This is a genomic window from Streptomyces sp. NPDC050085 (genome assembly GCF_044460595.1).
GTDB lineage: Bacteria > Actinomycetota > Actinomycetes > Streptomycetales > Streptomycetaceae > Streptomyces.
In genome coordinates this window covers 749,352-770,752 of sequence record NZ_JBITJZ010000001.1, presented here as the reverse complement: position 1 = coordinate 770,752, position 21,401 = coordinate 749,352, and the positions used below count along the sequence as shown (strand labels likewise).

12 protein-coding genes and 2 pseudogenes are annotated in these 21,401 nt (G+C 70.0%); 10 read left to right on the top strand and 4 right to left on the bottom strand.

Annotated elements, in window-relative coordinates:
* The 3 genes and pseudogenes from ACIBUY_RS03135 to ACIBUY_RS03125 form a co-directional block, all read left to right on the top strand.
* On the top strand, positions 1 to 1,488 hold the full coding sequence (locus ACIBUY_RS03135) for a hypothetical protein (protein WP_399151545.1): 1,488 nt from the start codon (positions 1 to 3) through the stop codon (positions 1,486 to 1,488).
* A gap of 294 nt (positions 1,489 to 1,782) precedes the next feature.
* Positions 1,783 to 2,031: pseudogene (locus ACIBUY_RS03130) on the top strand (DDE-type integrase/transposase/recombinase); the annotation flags it as partial.
* A 47-nt stretch (positions 2,032 to 2,078) separates the two neighbouring features.
* A pseudogene (locus tag ACIBUY_RS03125) lies at positions 2,079 to 2,474 on the top strand (dihydropyrimidinase); the annotation flags it as partial.
* A gap of 276 nt (positions 2,475 to 2,750) precedes the next feature.
* Here ACIBUY_RS03125 and ACIBUY_RS03120 read toward each other — a convergent pair.
* Positions 2,751 to 6,401, bottom strand: a complete 3,651-nt coding sequence (locus ACIBUY_RS03120; protein ID WP_399151544.1) for a LamG-like jellyroll fold domain-containing protein — start codon at positions 6,399 to 6,401, stop codon at positions 2,751 to 2,753.
* 386 nt (positions 6,402 to 6,787) lie between these two features.
* Between ACIBUY_RS03120 and ACIBUY_RS03115 the strand changes: the two genes are divergently transcribed.
* From ACIBUY_RS03115 to ACIBUY_RS03095, 5 genes are all read left to right on the top strand, one after another.
* A complete protein-coding gene (locus ACIBUY_RS03115; protein ID WP_365573884.1) occupies positions 6,788 to 7,810 on the top strand; it encodes a LacI family DNA-binding transcriptional regulator in 1,023 nt (340 codons plus the stop codon).
* Between the two features lie 103 nt (positions 7,811 to 7,913).
* Positions 7,914 to 9,158 (top strand): extracellular solute-binding protein, encoded by a 1,245-nt coding sequence (locus tag ACIBUY_RS03110; RefSeq protein WP_399151543.1) that lies wholly within the window; start codon positions 7,914 to 7,916, stop codon positions 9,156 to 9,158.
* A 68-nt stretch (positions 9,159 to 9,226) separates the two neighbouring features.
* Positions 9,227 to 10,186 carry a sugar ABC transporter permease gene (locus tag ACIBUY_RS03105; RefSeq protein WP_365573878.1) on the top strand — a complete coding sequence of 320 codons (960 nt, stop codon included), beginning with the start codon at positions 9,227 to 9,229 and terminating at the stop codon, positions 10,184 to 10,186.
* Positions 10,183 to 11,019 (top strand): carbohydrate ABC transporter permease, encoded by an 837-nt coding sequence (locus ACIBUY_RS03100; protein WP_365573875.1) that lies wholly within the window; start codon positions 10,183 to 10,185, stop codon positions 11,017 to 11,019. Before ACIBUY_RS03105 ends, ACIBUY_RS03100 begins: the two co-directional genes overlap by 4 nt.
* A 65-nt stretch (positions 11,020 to 11,084) precedes the next feature.
* Positions 11,085 to 12,824, top strand: coding sequence for an amylo-alpha-1,6-glucosidase (locus ACIBUY_RS03095; protein ID WP_399151542.1), 1,740 nt, complete (start codon positions 11,085 to 11,087; stop codon positions 12,822 to 12,824).
* A gap of 9 nt (positions 12,825 to 12,833) precedes the next feature.
* Here the strand turns inward: ACIBUY_RS03095 and ACIBUY_RS03090 are convergent, their stop codons facing one another.
* From ACIBUY_RS03090 to ACIBUY_RS03080, 3 genes are read right to left on the bottom strand one after another with little or no spacing between them, the layout of a single operon-like run.
* Positions 12,834 to 13,613 carry an enoyl-CoA hydratase-related protein gene (locus tag ACIBUY_RS03090; protein WP_399151541.1) on the bottom strand — a complete coding sequence of 260 codons (780 nt, stop codon included), beginning with the start codon at positions 13,611 to 13,613 and terminating at the stop codon, positions 12,834 to 12,836.
* A gap of 39 nt (positions 13,614 to 13,652) precedes the next feature.
* Positions 13,653 to 14,939, bottom strand: a complete 1,287-nt coding sequence (locus ACIBUY_RS03085; RefSeq protein WP_399151540.1) for a hypothetical protein — start codon at positions 14,937 to 14,939, stop codon at positions 13,653 to 13,655.
* Positions 14,936 to 16,492 (bottom strand): amino acid adenylation domain-containing protein, encoded by a 1,557-nt coding sequence (locus ACIBUY_RS03080; protein WP_399151539.1) that lies wholly within the window; start codon positions 16,490 to 16,492, stop codon positions 14,936 to 14,938. Before ACIBUY_RS03080 ends, ACIBUY_RS03085 begins: the two co-directional genes overlap by 4 nt.
* A 763-nt stretch (positions 16,493 to 17,255) precedes the next feature.
* On the opposite strand from ACIBUY_RS03080, the gene ACIBUY_RS03075 reads away from it, so the two are divergent.
* Together ACIBUY_RS03075 and ACIBUY_RS03070 are read left to right on the top strand one after the other, a co-directional pair.
* Positions 17,256 to 18,779 carry an arabinofuranosidase catalytic domain-containing protein gene (locus ACIBUY_RS03075; protein WP_399151538.1) on the top strand — a complete coding sequence of 508 codons (1,524 nt, stop codon included), beginning with the start codon at positions 17,256 to 17,258 and terminating at the stop codon, positions 18,777 to 18,779.
* 125 nt (positions 18,780 to 18,904) lie between these two features.
* The gene (locus tag ACIBUY_RS03070; protein ID WP_399151537.1) at positions 18,905 to 21,355 is read left to right on the top strand and encodes an RICIN domain-containing protein; all 2,451 of its coding nucleotides are present in this window, start codon (positions 18,905 to 18,907) and stop codon (positions 21,353 to 21,355) included.
* Positions 21,356 to 21,401: the final 46 nt, after the last annotated feature.

Genomic DNA, 21,401 nt, shown 5'->3' with positions numbered 1-21,401 from the left:
ATGACCGCAAACAGGAGCGAGAACGGTACGGCGGAGGGCGACGGGCCCGACGCGGAGGAGAGCACGGCACCGGAGGCGCAGCCGCGCCCTGCTACGGCGTCGCTCAGCAGAGGCGTGATCGGCGCGGACCCGGAGACGGCGCAAGCCGCTCCCGAGTCCGAGCCCGAGTCGGGGCCCGACGAGGAGAGCGGGGTCGCGGCCGAGACGGAAGCGGAAGCGGAGGCCGAGGCCGAGGCGGCGACCGAGCCGGCGACGGCGGCGGAGGTCGCCTCGGCGCTCCGCGGCGGCGGCCCGGCGCATCCGCGGGAGCCCGCGGCCGCGCAGACCGAGCCCGAGGCCGAGAGCGGGTCGGTGGTCACCGGGGCCGCGGCGAAGGAACCCGCGGAGTCGTCGTCCGAGGCGGAGGCCCCCGAATCGGCGCAGGTCACCGGCGCTTCGGCCACAGGGGCGGCAACCGCCGCTTCCGGCCTCGCCCGGTTCTCCTGGCTGCGCTCCCGGCGGACCGCTGCCGCCGCGGGCGGCGGTTCGGGTGACGCGGACCCGGACTCCGGGGCGGCAGGGGCTCCGGGGAACACGCACCGGATATCCCCGCCGATGGTCGCCGCCGCGGCGATCGGCGGTGTCCTCCTGCTCGCGGCGCCGTTCGTCATCAGCGCCTTCTCCGGGGACGACGCGAAGGACAAGAAGGGGCACAACGCCGCCGCCGGATACGCGGGACCGGACGCGTCCCCGTCCGGATACGTGCCGAGCGCGCAGGCCGACGGCGGCAAGTCGCCCGGGGGCAAGCGCGGTTCGGCGTCGAATCCGCCGGCACCCAAGAACGACGCGGTCGCCGGCCCCGGGAAGCGCGCGCCCGCCGACCAGCCGTCACCGGCCGGGGCGGTCGAGTCGTCCGGCACCTCAGGCTCCGGCACCTCAGACTCCGGTGCCAAGGCCGGAGGGGGAGCCGCCGCGGGCTCGGGGTCCAAGTCCGCGCCCGCCAAGGTGTTCTCGGCCTACGCGGGCCCGCACTGCTCGGGGTCCGGCGCCTCCTACAGCGAGCACGGCTCGTCGCGTACGGCCAACGACGACGACCAGTGGACGACGGCCGTGGGCGGGTACGCGTCCAACGGCTGCAGCGGGCGGTTCCGCTCCGTCCCGATGTCCGGCCACGGGAGCGACGCGGGCAACTACGCCACCTGGTCCTTCAGTACCGGCGGCCTCGTCACCTCGGGCACGTGCAGCGTCAGTGTGCACGTCCCGGCGTCCTCCGACATCCGGCACGTGGGCGGCCATCCGTCCTACTACACCGTCAGCTCCGCGGGCGGCTCCACGAGCTTCACCGTCGACCAGCCCAGCCATCAAGGGCAGTGGGTGGCGGCCCCGAACGTGCGGATCAGCGACGGCAGGCTGGCGGTGGTCCTGCACGACCGGGGCAAGGACTGGAACTCGCACGGCTCGACGGACGCACACCACGCGGCGGACGCGGTCTACGTGAAGTGCAGCTGACGGCCCCCTTCGAGCCGCCCCGGGACCCCGGGGCGGCAGCGTCGCCCGCGTGATCTCAGGTACGCGCGGCGTGCGGCGGGCCCCGTACGCCGCGGTGGGTGTGCTGCCAACTGGGGTTTGCCCCCGTTCGTGGACATCTCTTGAAGACCGGATCGTGGGGTCCGAGGAGCAACTCGGTGGCCAGGGCCCTGCCGCGGGCGCGGGCGCGGGCGGTGAGCAGGTGACGCGGCGGAGCGCGAGGAGCTGAAGCGGCTGCGCAAGCAGGTCCGTGAGCTGGAGCTGGAGAAGGAGATCCTTCGCAAGGGAAAACGGACCACGATCCCCGATGCTCGTGCGCCGAAGGCACCGGACCTTCTGGAGCGTGATTTCTGCGCGCCCCGGCCGAATGTGCGCTGGTGCGGCGACATCACCTATCTGCCGGTCGGCAACAGCCGGATGTATCTGGCCACCGTCATCGACATCCACTCGCGCCGGGTGGTGGGCTGGTCCATGGCCGAGCACATGCGCTCCGCCCTCGTCGTCGATGCCCTGGAAGCAGCCGTCGCCATGGCGATCGACAAGCCCCGCAAGGTTCCTCGCGGCGACCAGATTTCAAGCTGTTCACCGCGTATCCGGGGGTCTTCTACAGCGACGACGGGAAGATCCTGCGCGCGATGCAGAAGGGGGCCGCCAACGGCGGCCTGATCATGATGCACGCGGAGAACGGCATCGCGATCGACGTGCTGGTCCAACAGGCCCTGGAGCGCGGTGAGACCGACCCGCGCTACCACGGGGAGGTCCGCAAGGCCCTGCTCGAGGCCGAGGCGACGCACCGTGTGATCAAGCTGGCGCAGGTGGCCGGAGCGCCGGTGTACGTCGTGCGCGTCTCGGCGACGGAAGCGGTGACCGAGATCGCGCGGGCGCGCGACGAGGGCCTGGCGGTGTTCGGCGAGACGTGTCCGCAGTACCTGTTCCTGTCGACGGACAACCTCGCCGAACCCGACTTCGGGTCACGGGCCGGGTGGAGACGGTGCTGTCACGCGGCGAGATCGTCATCGAGGGCGGGAGTTCAAGGGCCGTGCCGGGCACGGGGCGTTCCTGCCGCGGGCCACGAGCCAGTACCTCGGCCGAACCGCCGGAACAAGGGCAAGGGAGAACCGCGTACCTGGAGTTCGGACCTGGACATCTACAAGAACACCGCCGACCGCACCGGCTGCACACTCGTCCAGTGGTGTGAGAACGAGAAGGGCCTGCTCGCCGCCGAGCAGGCCCCTCGGCTCACCTCATCGCACCTCCCGTGCGTACGGCGCCACGGTGATCCGGTCGATCAGCGGGGCATGGCGGGAGCGGAGCAGGATGCCGGGGAACGTCTCGGACGCGTAGGTGGTGCCGTCGAAGTCGGGCAGTTCCTCGGAGCCGAACGTGATCGTGTTCCGTCCCTTCGCGAGGTCGACCGGGACGGTCAGTTCCCAGAAGTTGTTCTGATGGAAGGTGTGCGGGAAGCCGACGCGCTGCGCGGCGCCGCCGTTGACGGTGATGTCCGCGTGACGGGCGAGCGGGTCGGGGTTGTAGTGGGTGGCCGGGGACTGCTCGGGGTTGGAGTAGCGGATCCGCAGGGCGTGGCGGCCGTCGCGGTCGGCTTCGACGGTGAAGGTCGCCGTGTTCTCGTTGCCGGGGGCGCCGCCGATGTCGGTGATGGCCGTGCCGCCACTGGCCAGCGACAGTTCGGTGAGCCTGGCCGAACCGGCGAGCGCCGCGTCCTGGGCCTCGTACGTACGCGCCTTGAGTGTGCCCTCGGTGGGTGTGACGGTGAGCCGGTCGACGAGGGTCTGCGGTGAACTCCCCCTCACCGTCACCTTGTTGAGACCGCCGGAGAGGGAGACCGCCACCCGGTTCGTGCCCTTGGTGACGTGCAGGACGTCATGGCCGTTGACGGCGAGGCGGGCGTTCGGTGTGCCGAGCGTGTCGAGCTGGAGGGTTGCCTCGCGGTCGGCGCGGGAGTACACCCAGAAGGTCGCCGTCTGGTCCTTCGCGAGACGGGCCGCGCCGGAACCGCTCCGTGCGGCCGCCGACGTGCCGTAGACGGGTTGTGCCCCGCCGCCCAGCCAGGCCAGTTCACCCTCGTACACCTGGGTGGCTGCCGACGGCGCGGGCAGGGAGAGCGTGAGGCGGTCGACGACCGCGTCTCCCTTCGTGGTGCGCCTGCCGTCGAGGCTTCGTGCGGCGAGCGTGAGGGTGTGCCTGCCCTCGGTGAGCTTCACCGTGGTGTCGGTGTGGTCCCAGACCACCCACTTGTAGGCGAGCGGGAGGTGCAACTCCTGCTCCCCGTCCGCCTTTCCGTCCACGCGCAGGAAGACATTGGTCGGGCCCTGCTCCTGCACCTTGTCGTACGTGTTGAGGGAGTTCGCGAAGACGCTCAGGTCGTACGTGCCGTCCTCGGGCACGTCCACGGTGAAGTCGAGCGTGACGTCGGAGCCGGTGCGCAGGCCGCCCACGTCGTACCCGCCGGAGGTGTAGAACATCGACACGTCGACCGGCGACCCCTCGGGACCGTTCTTCGAGTAGCCGGAACCGGTGTGTGCGGCGTCCTCCGCCTCGTACGAACCCTGCCAACGCACGGGCGGGACCTGCGAGTTCGTCGCTCCTCCCGTCGGGCTGAGGACGATCTCGTACGCCGATGACTCGTCCAGGTCCGGCAGCTTGCCGTCGCCGAAGTCGAGGGTAACCCTGCCGTCGTCGCTTACCTTCAGGTCGGTTTCGGTGAGCAGCTTCGGGCCGGGGGAGTCGCCGATCTGGCCGCTCCACCCGACTTCCCGCACCCAGGCGTGCACACGGTCACCGAAGACCGTCTTCGGGATGTTGTCGAAGCCGATGTGGCCCTCGCCGTTCGACCCGCCGAAGAGCAGGCGTGCCTGTCGCTTCTCCTTGTCGAGGGTGGCGACGCCTTGCAAGGTGTAGTTCTCGCCCGGCAACGGCGGTGTCACCGCGACGGTGCGGCCGGTCATCGAGGCGTACGAATGCAGCAGCCACCACTGGCCGTTGGCGCGGTTGGACTGCACGGCGGAGTCGGAGAGGTTGCCGTCGATGTTCCAGTACGCAATGTCCGCGTCGACCTTGGACTCCTCGATCGCGGACACCCACTGGATCATCTGGCCGGGGACCGAGGTGTGGTAATTGAAGGCGTACTCGTTGATGTTGACGGGGAGCCGGGTGTTCTCGTACGTCGTGCCCTTGAAGAGGTCCTTCTCCCACGTCCGGTACTTCGCGACGCTCTCCCGCACCGCCTCGGGGTGGCTCATCTCGTGCCAGGTGACGACGTCGGGCAGGGTGCCGGCGGCCAGGGCGTGGGCGACGAAGCCCTTCACCTGGTCGTAGAGGACGCTGGTGTTGGGGCCCGCGATCCGGGCGTGCGGCATCCTGCCCTTGATGAGCCGGTACATCCGGTCCCAGGCGGCGAAGTAGTCGTGCGGATCGCTGAGCCAACTGACCTTGTTGTACGACCAGTTGCCGGTGCCGAACATGTTGCCCTCGGGCTCGTTGAACGGTACGAAGACGATGTTGTCCTGGTACTGCTCCGGTAGCGTCAGGACCTGGTCCACCTGCTTGGCGACCTGGTCCTCGTAGAGCCCCAGCTTCTGCTCCGGAGTGTCGCCCGGCCACTCGTACGGGAAGCCGCGGTGGATGTCCGTCATATAGATGTACACGTCGCCGTCGGTGGAGTCGGCCAGCGGCTTCACCACCTCCAGTGCGTCGGCTCCCGGGTGCTGGGGACCGTCCTGCGCTTTCGTGGAGACCGTGCGCAGGCCCATGCCCTCGAGGAGGTTGTTCGTCGGGACGTCCGGGCCGTACACGCCGTAGAGCGTGCCCGACGCGCCCCCGTGGAAGGCGCCCGTGTCCTTGCCCAGGTCGACGGTCAGCAGCCCCGCGCGGGCGACGGCGACGGTGGCTTTCGTCGTGCGTCCCGCGGCTGTTCCGGTCGCGGTGAAGCTTCCCGGCTCGGCGTACTTCTCGGGCGGGACGGCGTCCCAGACGATCGCGGTGTCACGGTCGTAGCCGTCGGAGAAGGACGAGCGGACCGCGTGCGGCAGGGGCGGGGCGGTGCCCGTCGTGGTGCGGACCTCGAAGGCGGTCCTCGAGATCTCCCGCAGGGTCGGCAGCTGCCCGCTGACCGTACCGGCCACCTGCTCGGGAGTGAGCGCCGCGTGCCACACCGTGAAGTCGTCGATCGCGCCCTTGAACAGCGGGTCCAGGTGGTGGGACCTGCCGATGAAGCCCGCCTGCGTGGCCGAACTCCCCAGCAGGTCACCGGCCTTGGCGCGGGTCGCGGCGGAGGAGACCGCGACACCGTCCAGGTATACGGTCAGGCGCTGCGCCGAGCTGTCCAGCGTGACCGTGACCGTGCGCCACTGGTCCGACGGGAGCGCCGCGCAGCCGCTCACCCGGGCCTCCGAGCCGCCCTCGCCGGCGGTGACGGCGGCGCGCAGTACTCCGCTGTCGTCGGAGGGCGTGCTGAAGAGGTACGTCGACGTGCTGCTGCCCAGATCGAAGATCCGTTGCCACGGCGCGTTGTCGCCGCTCCACTTCACGCGCGCGGAGACCGTCAAGTCGGCTGTGTCTGCGAGGAGTTCACGCGGGAGGCGGACGTATGCGCCGTCCGCGGCGGACGCTCCGCCAGGCAGGGCCAGTGCCCGGCCGCCGTCCGGGCCCGCTACGGATCCGGCGGTGTGGGCGTTCACCAGGCCGGCCGTCAGCCCGTTGCCCGAGCGGTCGGCGATCTTCCCCGAGGACAGATCGTCCTGGTCGAAGGTGTAGTGGGCGGTGGGCCGTGGCGGGTCGGCAGGGGCGGCGGGTGCGGTCAGCAGGCCCGCGTCCAGAGCGGCGGCCACGGCGGCAGGGGCCTCGCGGCGCAGGGCGGGTCTGTCGGTGGAGGGCATGGATCGCGTCCTCAATCCCTGGAGTGAGTAGCGGCGGGATGCGTGGGTCGAACCGGTCACCTGGAGCGAAGCCGCCCTTCGGGCGACGAAGGGAATCGTCAGACAGGCCCAGGGCCTGAGTCGGCTCCTGGCCGTCCGGAGGGATCTCCGTGTCGAACCGGTTCGGGGAAGCTAGCAGTGGCGCGATCGCCCAGCAATCCCCTTGACGGGAAGAGATGCGAACGATCCTGTTTCAACTGCGGTGTCTGTCAAAGGTGTTGACAGACATCTGGCGCCTTCCTACCTTCTCCTCACGCGAACCGGTTCGACAACGGATCCCGGCTCGCACTGCATCCTGTCGATCCCGTCGATCCCGTCGACCCCCTCGGTCGGAGCTAGGAGTTGCCGTGAACATCGGTGAGATCGCCCGGCGTGCCGGTGTCTCGCGCAGCACCGTGTCCTACGCGCTGTCCGGCAAGCGCCCCGTCTCCGACGACACCCGCCGCAAGATCCAGCAGGTGATCGACGAGCTCGGCTACCGGCCCAACGCCAGCGCCCGTGCCCTCGCCAACGGCAGGACCAGCACGATCGGCCTTGTCTTCCCGCCGGCCGGGGACCACTACACCGGCATGCAGCTGGACTTCATCGGCAGTGTGGTGGAGGCCGCCGCCGCGTTCGACTACGACGTGCTGCTGTCACCCAGCGGCATGGACCGTGACCGTTCCTTCCAGCGCCTGCTCGGCGAGCGGCGGGTGGACGGCGCGATCCTGATGGAGATCAGGCTGGAGGACGACCGGGCCGACCATCTCGCCGCCCTGGGCTTTCCCGCCGTGGCCATCGGCCGTACCGCCCGTCCGGAGGACGGGTGGTGGGTAGGCCTCGACCACACCGCACTCGCGGCGGCGTGCGTCCACCACCTCGCGGACCTCGGCCACGAGCACATCGCGTTCGTGAACCGGCCCGAGCAACTGCTGCGCGCGGGCTACGAGTCGGCGCACCGCGGCCTGAGCGGTTTCACCAAGGCCGCGGCCGAGCGCGGACTGACCGTGCGCACGTACTGCTGCGGCGACGACGCCGCGTCAGGACAGGCCTGCGTGGAGCGGATCCTCCACGACGAACCGGCCACGACGGCCCTGGTCACGCTGAACGAGGCCGCGCTCGGCGGCCTGTACCGAGGGCTCGCGCAGGCGGGCCGCCACGTGCCGCGCGACGTCTCCGTCACCGGAGTCGTCGCCGCCCGCTGGGCGGAGACCGTGACGCCGCAGCTCACCGCGGCCGACGTACCGGCCGCCGAACTGGGCCGCCGCGCCGTCGAACTGCTCGTGGAGCGGCTCGGCGACCCCGAGGCGCCCGCCCGGCACCATCTGCTCACGCCGCCGATCTCGCTGCGGTCCAGCACAGGTCCGGCTGCCCGGGCTCCGCGTTCCTGACGCCCGAGAACCCTGCACCGTCGGCCTGTCGGTACGTGCGGCGGCTCGACGTGCCCGCTTCTCCCGCGGCACCCCCGTGCCCCTCCAAGACGAAGGACCCACCATGCACAGCACCTCTCGACGGCGCCTCGCCGCCGTGGCACTGTCGTCAGCCGTCTGTCTCGTCGCCGCCACCGCCTGCTCCTCGGGCTCGGGGAGCTCCGGCAGCCAGGGCCAGAGCAGCGGCACGTACACCGTCTGGGACCCCTACCCGCAGTTCGCCAAGGGCTCGGCGTGGACGAAACTCCTCGACAAGTGCGGCACCCAGGCCGGTGTGAAGGTCAAGCGGACCGGGTTCGACACCAGCGACCTGGCGAACAAGACGCTGCTCGCGGCGCAACAGGGCAACTCCCCGGACCTCCTGATCGTCGACAACCCGGTGGTGTCGACGCTCGCCGAGGCGGGCGTCCTCACCACGACCGCCGACACCAAGCTGGACACCTCCAAGGCCGACCCCAACCTGCTCGCCGCGGGCCAGTTGGGCGGAAAGACCTACGGCACCCCGATCGGCGCCAACACCCTCGCCCTCTACTACAACAAGGAGGTGCTCAAGGCGGCCGGCGTGGACATCGCCTCCGTGAAGGACTGGACGACCCTCACGGCCGCGCTCGCCAAGGTCAAGAAGGCGGGCAAGAAGGGCATCACCTTCTCGGCCATAGGCACCGAAGAGGGCACCTTCCAGTTCCTGCCCTGGTTCTGGGGCGCGGGCGCCGAGCTCACCCAACTCGACTCCGCCCAGGGCGAGTCGGCGCTCACGCTCTGGAAGAGCTGGCTGACGAACGGGTATGCGCCCAACTCGGTGCTCAACAACACCCAGACGACCAGTTGGCAGGAGTTCGCGAGCGGCGACTACGCCTTCGCGGAGAACGGCACCTGGCAGCTCGCGGGCGCCAAGAAGGCGGGCATCGACTACGGCGTGCTCCCCATCCCCGCCAGCGCGCAGGGCACCGCCGCGGCGCCGACCGGCGGAGAGTTCGTCACCGTCCCCGTCCAGCAGGACACCGGACGCTACGGCACCACCAGCAAGCTCGCGACCTGCCTGACCAGCACCGGGAACCTCTACGACACCGACACCACCCTCTCCTACGTCGCCCCCACCGCCGAGGTGCAGGACAAGCAGGTCGCGGCGAACGCCGAGCTGAAGCCGTGGGTGGCGGCCGTCAAGTCGGCCAAGGGGCGCACCGCCGACGACCTCGGCACCAAGTACCCCAAGATTTCGGAGCAGTTGTGGAAGGCGGTCCAGTCCGCGCTCAGCGGATCCACGTCGCCGAAGAACGCACTGACCTCGGCGCAGTCCGCCGTCAAATAGGCACGAATAGGCAAAAATAGGAACAAATAGGCACCGGAACCCGACGGATCGGAACTGACGGATCGCCGATGACTCCCACGACGCAACAGGCCCACGCCCCGGCGGTGCCCACCGCCCCGCCCCGTGCCGCCAGGTCCCGCCGCCGCCCCACCTCCACCCAGTGGGCCGCCTGGGGCTTCCTCGCCCCGGTGACGCTCTACCTGGCTCTCTTCTACGCCTATCCGCTCTACCGCAACATCGACCTCAGCCTGCGCAACTACACCGTCCGCTCCTTCGTCCAGGGCGACGCGCCCTTCACGGGCCTGAAGAACTACCGGACCGTCTTCGACGACCCGACCTTCACCCCGGCCCTCCTGCACACCCTCGTCTTCACCGCCGCCTGCCTCGCCTTCCAGTACGCCATCGGCCTGGCCCTCGCGGTCTTCTTCCACCAGAACTTCCGGCTCTCGGCGACGCTGCGCGCCCTCTTCCTCGTACCGTGGCTGCTGCCGCTCATCGTGTCGGCGTCCACGTGGTCATGGATGCTCAACAGCGACTCCGGCATCGTGAACGCGGCCCTGCACGCGCTCGGCATCGGTCCCGTCAACTGGCTGACGTCACCGTCCTGGTCGCTGACCTCCGTGATCCTCGCCAACATCTGGATCGGCGTCCCCTTCAACCTGGTCGTCCTCCACAGCGGCCTGCAGTCCATCCCGGCCGACCTGTACGAGGCCGCGGCGCTCGACGGGGCAGGCGCCTGGCGCCGGTTCTGGAGCATCACCTTCCCGCTCCTTCGCCCCGTCTCGGCGATCACGCTGCTGCTCGGCCTCGTCTACACGCTCAAGGTCTTCGACATCATCTGGATCATGACGAAGGGCGGCCCGGCAGACTCCTCCACCACCTTCGCCACCTGGTCCTACCAGCTCGGGTTCGGCAATCTCCTGCCCGCCTTCGGGCCGGGCGCGGCCGTCGGCAACCTCCTGGTGGTCGCCGCCCTCGTCTTCGGCCTGATCTATGTCCGGGCCCAGCGGAAGCAGGCCCTGTCATGAGCGTCGTATCCCCGCACCCCAGCCGTCGTACGTGGTGGAAGACGGCCATCGGCATCCTGCTGACCGCGGTCATGCTCTTCCCGGTCTACTGGATGGTCAACGTCTCGTTCACCCGGGACAAGGACATGCGCAAGGACCCCCCGGACCTGCTGCCCCTGCACGGCACCCTGTCCGGCTACCGCAGAGTCCTCGACGAACAACTGCCCTACCTCGGCACCAGCCTCGTCGTCGGCCTCGGAACGGTGGCCCTCACCGTCCTGATCGCCGCACCCGCGGGCTTCGCCCTGGCCAAACTGCGCCCACGCGGCGGCGGCGTCCTCAGCTTCGTCCTGCTCGCCGCGCAGATGATCCCCGGCATCATCATGGCGATGGGCTTCTACGCCATCTACCTGCAACTCGGCGTCCTGCACACGGTCCTGGGGCTCATCGTCGCCGACTCCACGCTCGCCGTCCCGTTCGCGGTCCTCATCTTCACCGCGTTCATGTCCGGCATCCCCGGCGAACTCCTCCAGGCCGCGAAGACCGACGGGGCCGGGGACCTGCGCGCCTTCTGGTCGATCGTCCTGCCGATGAGCCGCAACGCCGTCGTCACCGTGTCGCTGTTCGCGTTCCTGTGGTCCTGGTCCGACTTCGTCCTCGCCAGCACCCTCGTCAACGGCGGCGCCCACGAGCCGATCACCCTCGGCATCTACCACTACATCGGCAACAACAACCAGGAGTGGAACGCCATCATGGCCACCGCCGTCGTGGCCTCCCTGCCGGCCACGGTCGTCCTCGTCCTCGCCCAGCGCTACGTCGCCGCCGGTGTGACGGCCGGTGCCGTCAAGGACTGACCTCCCAACTCCCGCTCCCCTCCTCTCTTTTCCTCTTCTTTTCCTCGAGAATCGAGTCCCACCGTATGACCGCCGCCCGTCCCGGCCCGGCCTTCTCCGTCCGCGACATCCCCTTCAGCACCTTCGGATCCTGGTTCGGGATCTCCCCGGTACTGGCGGAGAAGTCGTACGCCGACGACCTGCACCTCGTCTCCCATCAGAACGGCATGCACGCCGTCCTGCGCCTCGTCCCCCTCGAGCCCGCCGCCGGCGAACGCTCCGAGTCCCGCGTCACGGCGACCCCGGGCCTGCTCACCTGGACGGTCCCCGGGGGCGGGCACATCGGCCTCGCCTACGCATCACCGGACACGGTCCGTCTGCGCGGTGACGGGCCCGCCCTGCGGATCGCGGCGGCGGCACAACGGCTCACACCGTTCACCGGCACGTACTTCTTCCGCGATCCGGTGGACGAGGCGTACGTGTTCACCTCGTACGAGACGGGGTGCCGCTACCGGGTCACCGTGCTGTCGGGTGCCGTGCACGCGGTCGACGGCGGCCAGGGCCTGGGCGCCGTCGACCGCGGTCTCACGATCGGCGCGGACGCGGGCGGCACCTGGGAGGCGGCCATCGAGGAGATCGACAGCGCCCGCAGTCCGTACACCGCCCGGTCGTCGTTCGAGGAGGTCGTGGCAACGGCGGAGCGGGACTTCACGGCGTTCGCCGACGCGGTGGCCCCCTGGCGCTCCGCGCGCACCCCGGCCGCCGAACTCGCCGCGTACGTCCTGTGGTCGGCGACGGTCGCCCCGGCCGGCCTGGTCACCCGGCCCGCGGTGCTGATGTCCAAGCACTGGATGGACAAGGTGTGGAGCTGGGACCACTGCTTCAACGCCCTCGCCCTGGCACCCGGGTCGCCCGCCCTGGCCCGGGACCAGTTCCTGCTGCCCTTCGACCACCAGGAGGAGAGCGGCGCCCTGCCCGACTCGGTGACCCACTCGGAGGTGCTCCGCAATTTCGTGAAACCGCCCATTCACGGGTGGGCCCTCGGCCATCTGCGCGGACGCCTCACCCAGCCGCTCGATGACGCCCAACTGGCGGACCTCTACGACAAGGTGCGGCACTGGACGGACTTCTGGCTCACCGCGCGCCGCGCCCCGGGCTCGGCCCTGCCCCACTACCAGCACGGCAACGACAGCGGCTGGGACAACGCCACGGCCTTCGATCCGGAACGCGTGGTCGTCACCGCCGACCTCGCCGCGTTCCTGGTTCTGCAACTGCGTGAACTCGCCGCACTGGCAAAGGAGTTGGGCCTCACCGACGATGCGCGGGCGTGGCGCGACCGTGCGGAGCGGACCCAGACCGCGCTGCTCGACGAGCTGTGGAGGGGGGAGCGGTTCGTCACGCGGGGCGCGGACAGCGGGGAGACCTGGAGCACCTCGGGGCTGCTCGACCTGATGCCGATCGTCCTGGGCGAGCACCTGCCCGAGGGCGTGGCCAAGGCGCTGGCCGCACGGATCGAGACCCACCTGACCGCGCACGGCCTCGCCACCGAGCATCCCGGCTCGCCGCACTACCGCGCGGACGGCTACTGGCGCGGCCCGATCTGGGCACCCGCGACCGTCCTCGTCGAGGACGGCCTGCGCCGCGCCGGGCACCGGCGGCTCGCCGACGAGATCAGCGCCCGCTTCCGCGCGCTGTGCGAGAGCCACGGCTTCGCCGAGAACTTCGACGCGCTCACCGGCGGCGGCCTTCGCGACCGTGCCTACACCTGGACGGCGGCCAGTTACCTCCTGCTCGCGGAGGCCCACGAACTCCGGCACACCGGCTGAGGCGCGGCCTCACCTTCCCTGGAACCTGGGGGTGCGCTTCTCCAGGAAGGCGTGCATTCCCTCGCTCTGGTCCTCGGTCGCGAACAGGGCGTGGAACGATCGGCGTTCGAACAGGACGCCCTCGCGCAGGCCGGTCTCCAGGGCGCGGTCCACGGCCTCGCGGGCGGCGGTCACGGCAGGGCGGGAGTAGGAGGCGATGGTCTCGGCGGCGTCCGTCGCCTCCTTGAGGACCTGGTCGTCCGGGACCACGCGGGCGACCAGGCCGCAGCGCTCGGCTTCGACGGCGTCCATGGTGCGGCCGGTGAGGACGAGGTCCATCGCCTTGGCGTGACCGACGAGGCGGGTCAGCCGCTGGGTGCCGCCGATGCCCGGGATGACACCGAGCGTGATCTCCGGCTGGCCGAAGACCGCTGACTCACCGGCGATGACGAAGTCGCACATCATGGCCAGTTCACAACCGCCGCCCAGGGCATAGCCGTTGACGGCCGCGATCTTCGGCGTACGGAAGGCGGCGAACTCCTCCCACTCCGCGAAGTAGTCCTCGCTCGCCATCTCCGCCGCGCTCTTGCCCGCCATCTCCTTGATGTCCGCGCCCGCGGCGAAGACCCGGTCCGATGAGCCGGTGACGACGAAGCAGCCGACCCCGGGGTCGCGGTCCAAAGGGCGCAGCGCGTCGAGGAGTTCAGTCATCAGTGCCTGGCTGAGGGCGTTGAGCACGGTGGGGCGGTGCAGGCGCACGGTGACGACGCGGCCCGCCCGGTCGATCTTCAGGTTCGTCAGGTCGGTCATGAGAGGAGTCCCTGTCCTTGCTCGGGTGGATTCTTGTGCCTACGAGTCCCAGATGGCGCCGTACGCCGGGATGCCGCGGCGCTCCAGGCCGTGCACCACCTGCCAGGTGAGCTTCTTGTTGGAGATGCAGATCACGGCCTCCGCACCGAAGTCCCGGTAGGCGGCGTACGCGAGGCGCACCATGTCGGGCTTGCCGTCCCGGCCGGTGTCCCAGACGACCGCGTCGGGCTGGGCCGCGAGGATCTCGTCGACGAGCCCGTCCCCGTACGTGGCACGTGGATCGCGGGTCGCCCACACCAGCCGCGCGGGCACCTCATGGGCCAGCAGATGGGGCAGGCACGGTCCGATGCCGCTGCCCGTGGCGACGTAGACCACCTTCCGGAACAGGGTCTCGATGTTGGCGACCCCCGCCGTGGTGATTCCCTTGACCCAGAGCCGCTCGGGTGCGTCCTCGATGAACGAGCCCGTCCAGTCGCCCGCCCGGGAAATGGTCAGCCGGAACCCCGGCTCTCCCGGCGAGGGGACGTTGGCGAACGAGTGCCATTCCTTCAGCGGGGCGCGGCTGATCGCCGTCGACGACCCTGCGAACGGCGTCACCCCATGGTCGAAGCGGACCAACGCCACGTGCGAGGAGGGGCGTTCGACCACCACGTCCACCTTGCGCAGACGTAGCCAGGGCAGCGCCATGCTGAACGTGACCAGCGCCAGGACCCAGATCCCCGGCTCCCCGGGCCCGTCCGCACGCAGCAGCGTGTGCGCCCAGAACAGCGCCAGTGCGGCCCAGCCGCCGAAGCGGTGGATCTTCTCGAAGGAGTTGTGGAACCGGGACCGGAAAGGCGCGAGCGCCGTCGCCACGATCACGAGGAGCAAGGCGATCAGCGCGTACGACACGGCCAGTTCCGCCGGTCCGCCGCCGGACGAGGTCCGGGTCACGGTGAGGGCCAGGAACCACAGGACACCGGCCAGCGCGCCACCCACGTGGAGTCCGCCGAAGTGGTACACCTTCCCCAGCGTCCAGCGGACCTTCAACGGCCAGCGCACCGGAGCCCAAGTGGCCACGCGGAAGAGGAAGTTGATGACGTACTGCTGGCGGACCAGGATCGCGAGGGCGAGATTGGCCAGTGCCGCGTGTCCGAGGGCGCGCTCGTCGGGCCTGCCCCAGATGAGCCAGCCGGTGTTGGCCGCGAGGACGGCGGCGGCGAGCCGGTTGTAGTGCATCAGACGCGGATGCTTGAGCAGCCGCCGTGGCCAGGCCGTGAGCGGCGGCAGGTCCGCGGGGACAGCGGCCCGCGCGACAGGCGGGCGCAGCGACGGGTACGAGGTCACCGGGACGCTCCCGCCGTCAGACGCAGCAGTGCCGCCCTGTCGACCTTGCCCCGGTCGGTCTCCGGCAGCGCCGCCACCGGCACGATCGCCGCGGGCACGCAGTAGTAGGGCAACGCGGCGGCGACCGTGCTGCGGGCCCGCTCGGGGTCGACGTCCTGCGGGCAGACGAAGGAGACGAGGCGGCGCGCGTCCCACCGGAGAGTCGTCGCACGGGTGCAGCCCGGCACCGACTCCAGGACCGAGGAGACCGCGCCGAGCTCCACCCTGAACCCCCGCACCTTCACCTGGTCGTCGGTCCGGCCCAGATGCTCCAGCTCGCCGTCCTCGGTCCAGCGGCCCAGATCGCGGGTACGGAACATCATGCGTCCGGCGCCGAGGAACGGGTCGGGTACGTACCGCTCGGCGGTCAGCGTCGCGTTCCCGAGATATCCGGCCGAGACGCAGTCGCCGCCCGCCCACATCTCACCGGTCTCACCGATGGGCACGGGCCGTCGGTGCGCGTCCAGGACGTACACCGTGGTGTTCGGGGTGGGGCGGCCGATGGTGAGCCGGCCCGTGTCGGCGCGGTGGCGGTGCATCGTGTTGACGATGGTGGTCTCCGTGGGGCCGCAGCAGTTGTAGAACGTGCACCGGCTCGCCCACAGATCGGCGAGCGGTCGCGGACACGGCTCCCCGGCGACGGCGACGGTCCGCACGCGCGTGCACGCCTGCGGATCGATCCCGCAGAGCACGGTCGGCGTGGCGATCACGACGTCCGCGGTGCGCACGGTCTCGGCGATGTCCTTGCCGCGGATGACGAGGGTCCCACCGCCGGTCAAGCAGCCGAGGATCTCCCAAGCGGCCATGTCGAAGGCGATGTTGAGGATCTGCGCCACCCGCTGTCCGGGGCCGATGCCGAGCCCTCCGGGTGCGGTGAGCAGGAGGTTGCACAGGTTGCGATGGGTGACGGTGACGCCGTTCGGGGTGCCGGTGGTGCCGGAGGTGAAGAGTACGTACGCGCCGTCGTCCGGGTCGGGACGGCGTTCCGGACGGTACGTCGCCTGCGCGGACGGCGGGGGTGTGAGGGCCGGTTCGTCGATCATGAGGAGCGAGTGCCCGGCACCGGACGGGATCCGGTCGGCGTACTTGGCCTGGGTGAGCACGACGCGGGTCCGGGCCGTGCGCATGACGTGGCGCAGCTGGGCGGCGGGGGTGATGCCGATGTCCTGCGGGACGTAGGCGGCCCCGGCCTTGAGGGTGGCGAGCAGCCCGACCAGCATCGGAAGGGAGCGGCGCACGAAGAGGCCGACGCGGTCGCCCGGCCGGACCCCCGCGCGGACCAGTCGGGCGGCGAGCTGGTCGGCGAGGCGGTCGAGCGCGCCGTAGGTGAGGGTGACGCCCTCGTGTTCGGCGGCAATGGTGTGCGGCCCCGCGGCGGCCCGGTGCTCGATGGCCTCGTGGACGAGGAGCCGGGGGAGGGCGATTGCCTGGCCCTGGCCGAACTGCCGGAAGAGCCGACGATCACGCGGGGTGAGGTGAGCGAGCAAGGAATCGGGTGGGGTGAGCCTGCCCATGCGAGGGAGACCTCCTGGCTGTTGTGACATGACGGATCACGGGATCGGTCGGTATGTCGAACGCCTTACGGTCTTTCGAATGGGAGACTCTAGCCTGGCTTGTTCGATGCTCAAGTGCCTCTGTTGAGACAAGAGTTGATGCGAAATCGGCCACGCGAGGCGTCACACGTGGCAATGGCACCTCCGGCCCCCCTGATACCTCTGGCACTTCTGGCGCCTCTGGCACCGAACGGGCGCGGTTTCGCGTCGTGGCGCGAGTCGGCGAGCGAATCGGTGAGCGAGACGGCGAGCGAGGCGGTGAGCGAGACGGCGAGCGAGGCGGTGAGCGAATCGGTTCGACGCAAGCGCTTCGACGGCGGGTGCGACCAGCGGTGCGTGGAGTCGACGTGCTGCCGTGCCGCGTATACGGCGCGAACGGGGGGACGCGGGCTGCCTCGCTCCCGCGTGTCCGCTGTGAACTGCTGATTCGCCCGCGTCCGGGGCTCCCGGCGCAGGACCGGCGGGAGCCGTACCGTCGCACACCTGTCGTCACACTGAAAACTTTTCAGGCGCGCAGAGAGCTTGCGAAGTACGGGAATCGGCAGTCGAATCGATTCGGCAACAAGCCGCTCAGGCCCCTCGGTGCCCTGTGGAACCGGAAACAGGACCACCGACACCTCTCTGTGATTCTCGCCGAACCATGGCGCGTCCACGTGCTTCCGCACGCGCCTCGCGCCACCTCAGCGCCATTCCCCCAACTCGGCACTGCACGTAGGGAGTTCACATGGGAACCACACGTACCAGACGCCACCTGCTGCCCCCACGTGGTGGGCTCGGCCGATTGCTCGAGGCGGTACGGTGGCGCAGGCTCGCCCGGGCAGGGGCCGCGGCCGCGCTCGTCGCCGGAACCCTGGTCGGCGCCACGGCCACCGCGGGCACGGCCACAGCCGCCACATCGGGGCCGTGCGACATCTACGCGGCGGGCAGCACACCCTGCGTGGCGGCGCACAGCACCACGCGCGCGCTGTACGCCTCGTACAACGGGTCGCTCTACCAGGTCCGGCGGGCCTCGGACAACACCACCCGGAACATCGGCGTCCTGGAGGCGGGCGGATACGCCGACGCGGCCGCACAGGACGCCTTCTGCGCGGGCACGACCTGCCTGATCACGGTCATCTACGACCAGTCGGGCCGCGGCAACAACCTCACCCAGGCGCCCGGCGGCGGCGCCGCGGGCGGCCCCGACAACCTCGCGAACGCGACCGCCGCGCCCACCACGGTGGCCGGCCACAAGGCCTACGGCGTCTACGTCGCGCCCGGCACGGGCTACCGCAACGACCACACCAACGGCATCGCGACCGGGGACAACCCCGAAGGCATGTACGCGATCCTCGACGGTACGCATTACAACGGCGGCTGCTGCTTCGACTACGGCAACGCCGAGACCGACAACAACGACGACGGCAACGGCACGATGGAGGCCATCTACTTCGGCAACATCAAGGTCTGGGGCTACGGCAGCGGCAACGGCCCATGGATCATGGCCGACTTGGAGAACGGCCTGTTCTCCGGCGTCAACCAGCACTACAACGCGAACGACCCGACCATCAACCACCGGTACACGACCGCCGTCGTCAAGGGCGGCCCGAACCACTGGGCGATCCGCGGCGGCAACGCGCAGTCCGGCGGCCTGTCCACCTTCTACGACGGGGTGCGCCCCAACGTCGCGGGCTACAACCCGATGAAGAAGCAGGGCGCCATCATCCTGGGCATCGGCGGCGACAACAGCAAGGGCGCCCAAGGCACGTTCTACGAGGGCGTGATGACCTCGGGCTACCCGTCGGACGCCACCGAGAACGCGGTGCAGGCCAACATCACCGCGGCCGGATACGCGAACTCCTCCGGTGGTACGAGCACGGGCGCGCTGCACGCGGTGGGCGCGGGCAAGTGCCTGGACGTGCCGAACTCGTCCACCACGGCCGGTACGCAGCTGCAGATCTGGGACTGCAACGGCGCGGCGAACCAGGCCTGGACCCGCACGTCATCGGGCCAGCTGACCGTCTACAGCGGCAGCACCCAGATGTGCCTGGACGCGTACAACAACCAGACGTCCGCCGGGACCAAGGTGGAGACCTGGCCCTGCAACGGCGGCGCCAACCAGCAGTGGCAGATCAACTCCAACGGCACGGTCACCGGCACCCAGTCAGGGCTGTGCCTCGACGTCACCGGCGCCTCCACGGCCAACGGCGCCCTGGCGGAACTCTGGACGTGCAACGGCGGATCCAATCAGCAGTGGAGCCTCGGCTGAGCTGGACGCCACCGGTCCGTGACCGGCCCGCCGCCGGTCACGGACCCCTCACGACCGGACGACCACACACCATGTGCCATCGCCATCGCCATCGCCATCGCCGTCACCGTCATCGGAGGATGACCATGTCCAGACCCAGAGCGTCGCTCCGCGGCCTGTGGGCCGCCCCCGTGGCTCTGCTCGCCCTACTGGTCGGGGGCCCGGCCACCGCGGGGGTCGCGTACGCGGCACCGGCCGAACTCCGGGCCGCGGCAGCCGACTTGTACGTGTCGCCGGACGCGGTGCCCGGCGGGAACGGCAGCGCCGGGCAGCCGTTCGCCACGATCGACCAGGCGCGCCAGCCCGCTCACGCGCTGTCGGCCGACGCGGACGTCGTCGTCCATCTGGCCGGTGGCACCTACCGGTTGTCCAAGCCACTGGCCTTCGGCTCCGGCGACGGCGGCCAGAACGGGCACACCATCACCTACCAGGCCACGGCCGGGCAGCAGCCGGTCGTGACCGGCGCCCAGGCTGTCACTGGTTGGCAGGTGCATGATCAGTCCAAGAACATCTGGTCGGTCCACGTCGGCACCGGCATCTCCACCCGCCAGCTCTATGTGAACGGCAAGCAGGCGCCACGGGCGGCGGTCCAAGTGCCGCGCTCCGCCTTCACGTTCACCCAGACCGGCCTGACCGTGAACGACTCGTCGCTCGACTACCTGGCCGGTCTGACGGACCAGAGCCACATGGAGGTCGAGAGCATCAACTCCTTCACCGACCGCTACGCACCGGTCCAGTCGATCAGCGGCAGGACCCTCACCATGCGGCAGCCCGCGTGGAACAACAACTCCTGGGGCTACGACACCATCAACGCGCCGTTCGCCGGCGGGAAGATGTACCTGGAGAACAACTACGCGTTCCTGCAGCAGGCCGGGCAGTGGTACCTCGACGCGTCCACCGGCGACCTCTACTACCGGGCCGAGACGGGCCAGAACCCGAACAATCTCTCCGTGGAACTCCCGCGTCTGCCAAGCCTGTTGGGCGTCAGCGGCAGTTACGACACCCCCGCGACCGGTCTCGCCTTCAGCGGCATCAAGTTCACCGGCACCTCCTGGCTCGGCCCGAGCGGACCCGACGGCTACGCGGACCAGCAGAGTGGCGCGCACATCACCGGTGCCTTCGCGATGCCCGACAACTGGTTGAGCACCTGCAAGTCGGGATGCACCCAGTTCGAGGCCACCCGGAACCGCTGGGCGCAGATGCCCGGGGCCGTGCAGGTCTCCGCGGCCACCGGCGTCACGTTCTCCGGCAACACCTTCTCCGAGCTGGGACAGGCGGGCCTCGGCGTGGGCAACGACGCCGTCGCCACGGCCTCCGGCACCGGCCTCGGCGCGAACGGCGTCACGATCTCCGGCAACACCTTCACCGACCTCGCGGGCAGCGGCATCCAGGTCGGCGGCATCCAGCCGGACGCACACCACCCGAGCAACCCGAAGATGACCAACCAGAACATCACCATCAGCAACAACAAGGTCAGCGGGGTCGGCACCGACTACAAGGAGACCGCCGCGATCCTGTCCACGTACGTCACGAACGCGACGATCGCCCACAACCAGTGCGACCACCTGCCCTACGACGGCATCGACATCGGCTGGGGCTGGGGCGCCAACGACCCGGGCGGCAGCCAGGACTACGTCAACCGGGGCACGTACAACTACCAGCCCGTCTACACCACCCCGACGACGCTCAAGAACAACACCGTCACCCACAACCTGATCCACGACACCAAGAACGCGATGTTCGACGGCGGCAGCATCTACAACCTGTCGGCGAACCCCGGCTCGGTGATCTCCGACAACTACATGTACGACAACAACCGCACCACCGCGCTGTACCTCGACGAGGGCTCCCGGTACCTGACGGTGTCGCACAACGTGGTGCAGGACGCGGGCAATTGGGCGCTCACCAACGCCAACGCCAACAACCACACCGACGACAGCACGTTCTCCGGCAACTGGTACAACGGCGGCAACACGTACGTGGCCACCGGCCCTCCGCACAACAACGTCCTGACCGGCAACGTCCAGGTGGGCGGCACGAGTTGGCCGCAGGGTGCCCTGGACGTCATCCAGCAGGCGGGTGTTCAGGCCTCGGGCGGCGGCGGATTCCCCACCGGATACCACCGCCTCGTCATCGGCAACGACAGCCTGTGCCTGGACGTGTACGGCAACTCCGCCAGTGCGGGCGCCGCGATCGACCAGTGGACCTGCAACGGGCAGAGCAACCAGCAGTTCCAGTTCGTGCCGGGCGCGGGCGGCTACGGGCAGTTGCAGGCGCAGAACTCCGGGCTCGTCGTGGCGGTCGCGGGCGGCTCCACCACCGCCGGTACGCCCGACATCGTGCAGCAGGCGGCGAGCGGGGCGACCGGCGCGCTGTGGCGGCCGGTGCGGCAGTCCGACGGCTCGTACTCCTTCCAGAACCAGAACAGCGGCCTGTGCCTGGACGTCCACGGGGGCGGCGGCAACCTCGGTCAGCAGCTGGACCAATGGCCCTGCAAGAACACGGCGGGCAGCAACCAGGACTTCACGCCTCGCTGAACCATCTGTCCGTGTGCCCGTTCATCCCCGCCCACTGTCCCGCACC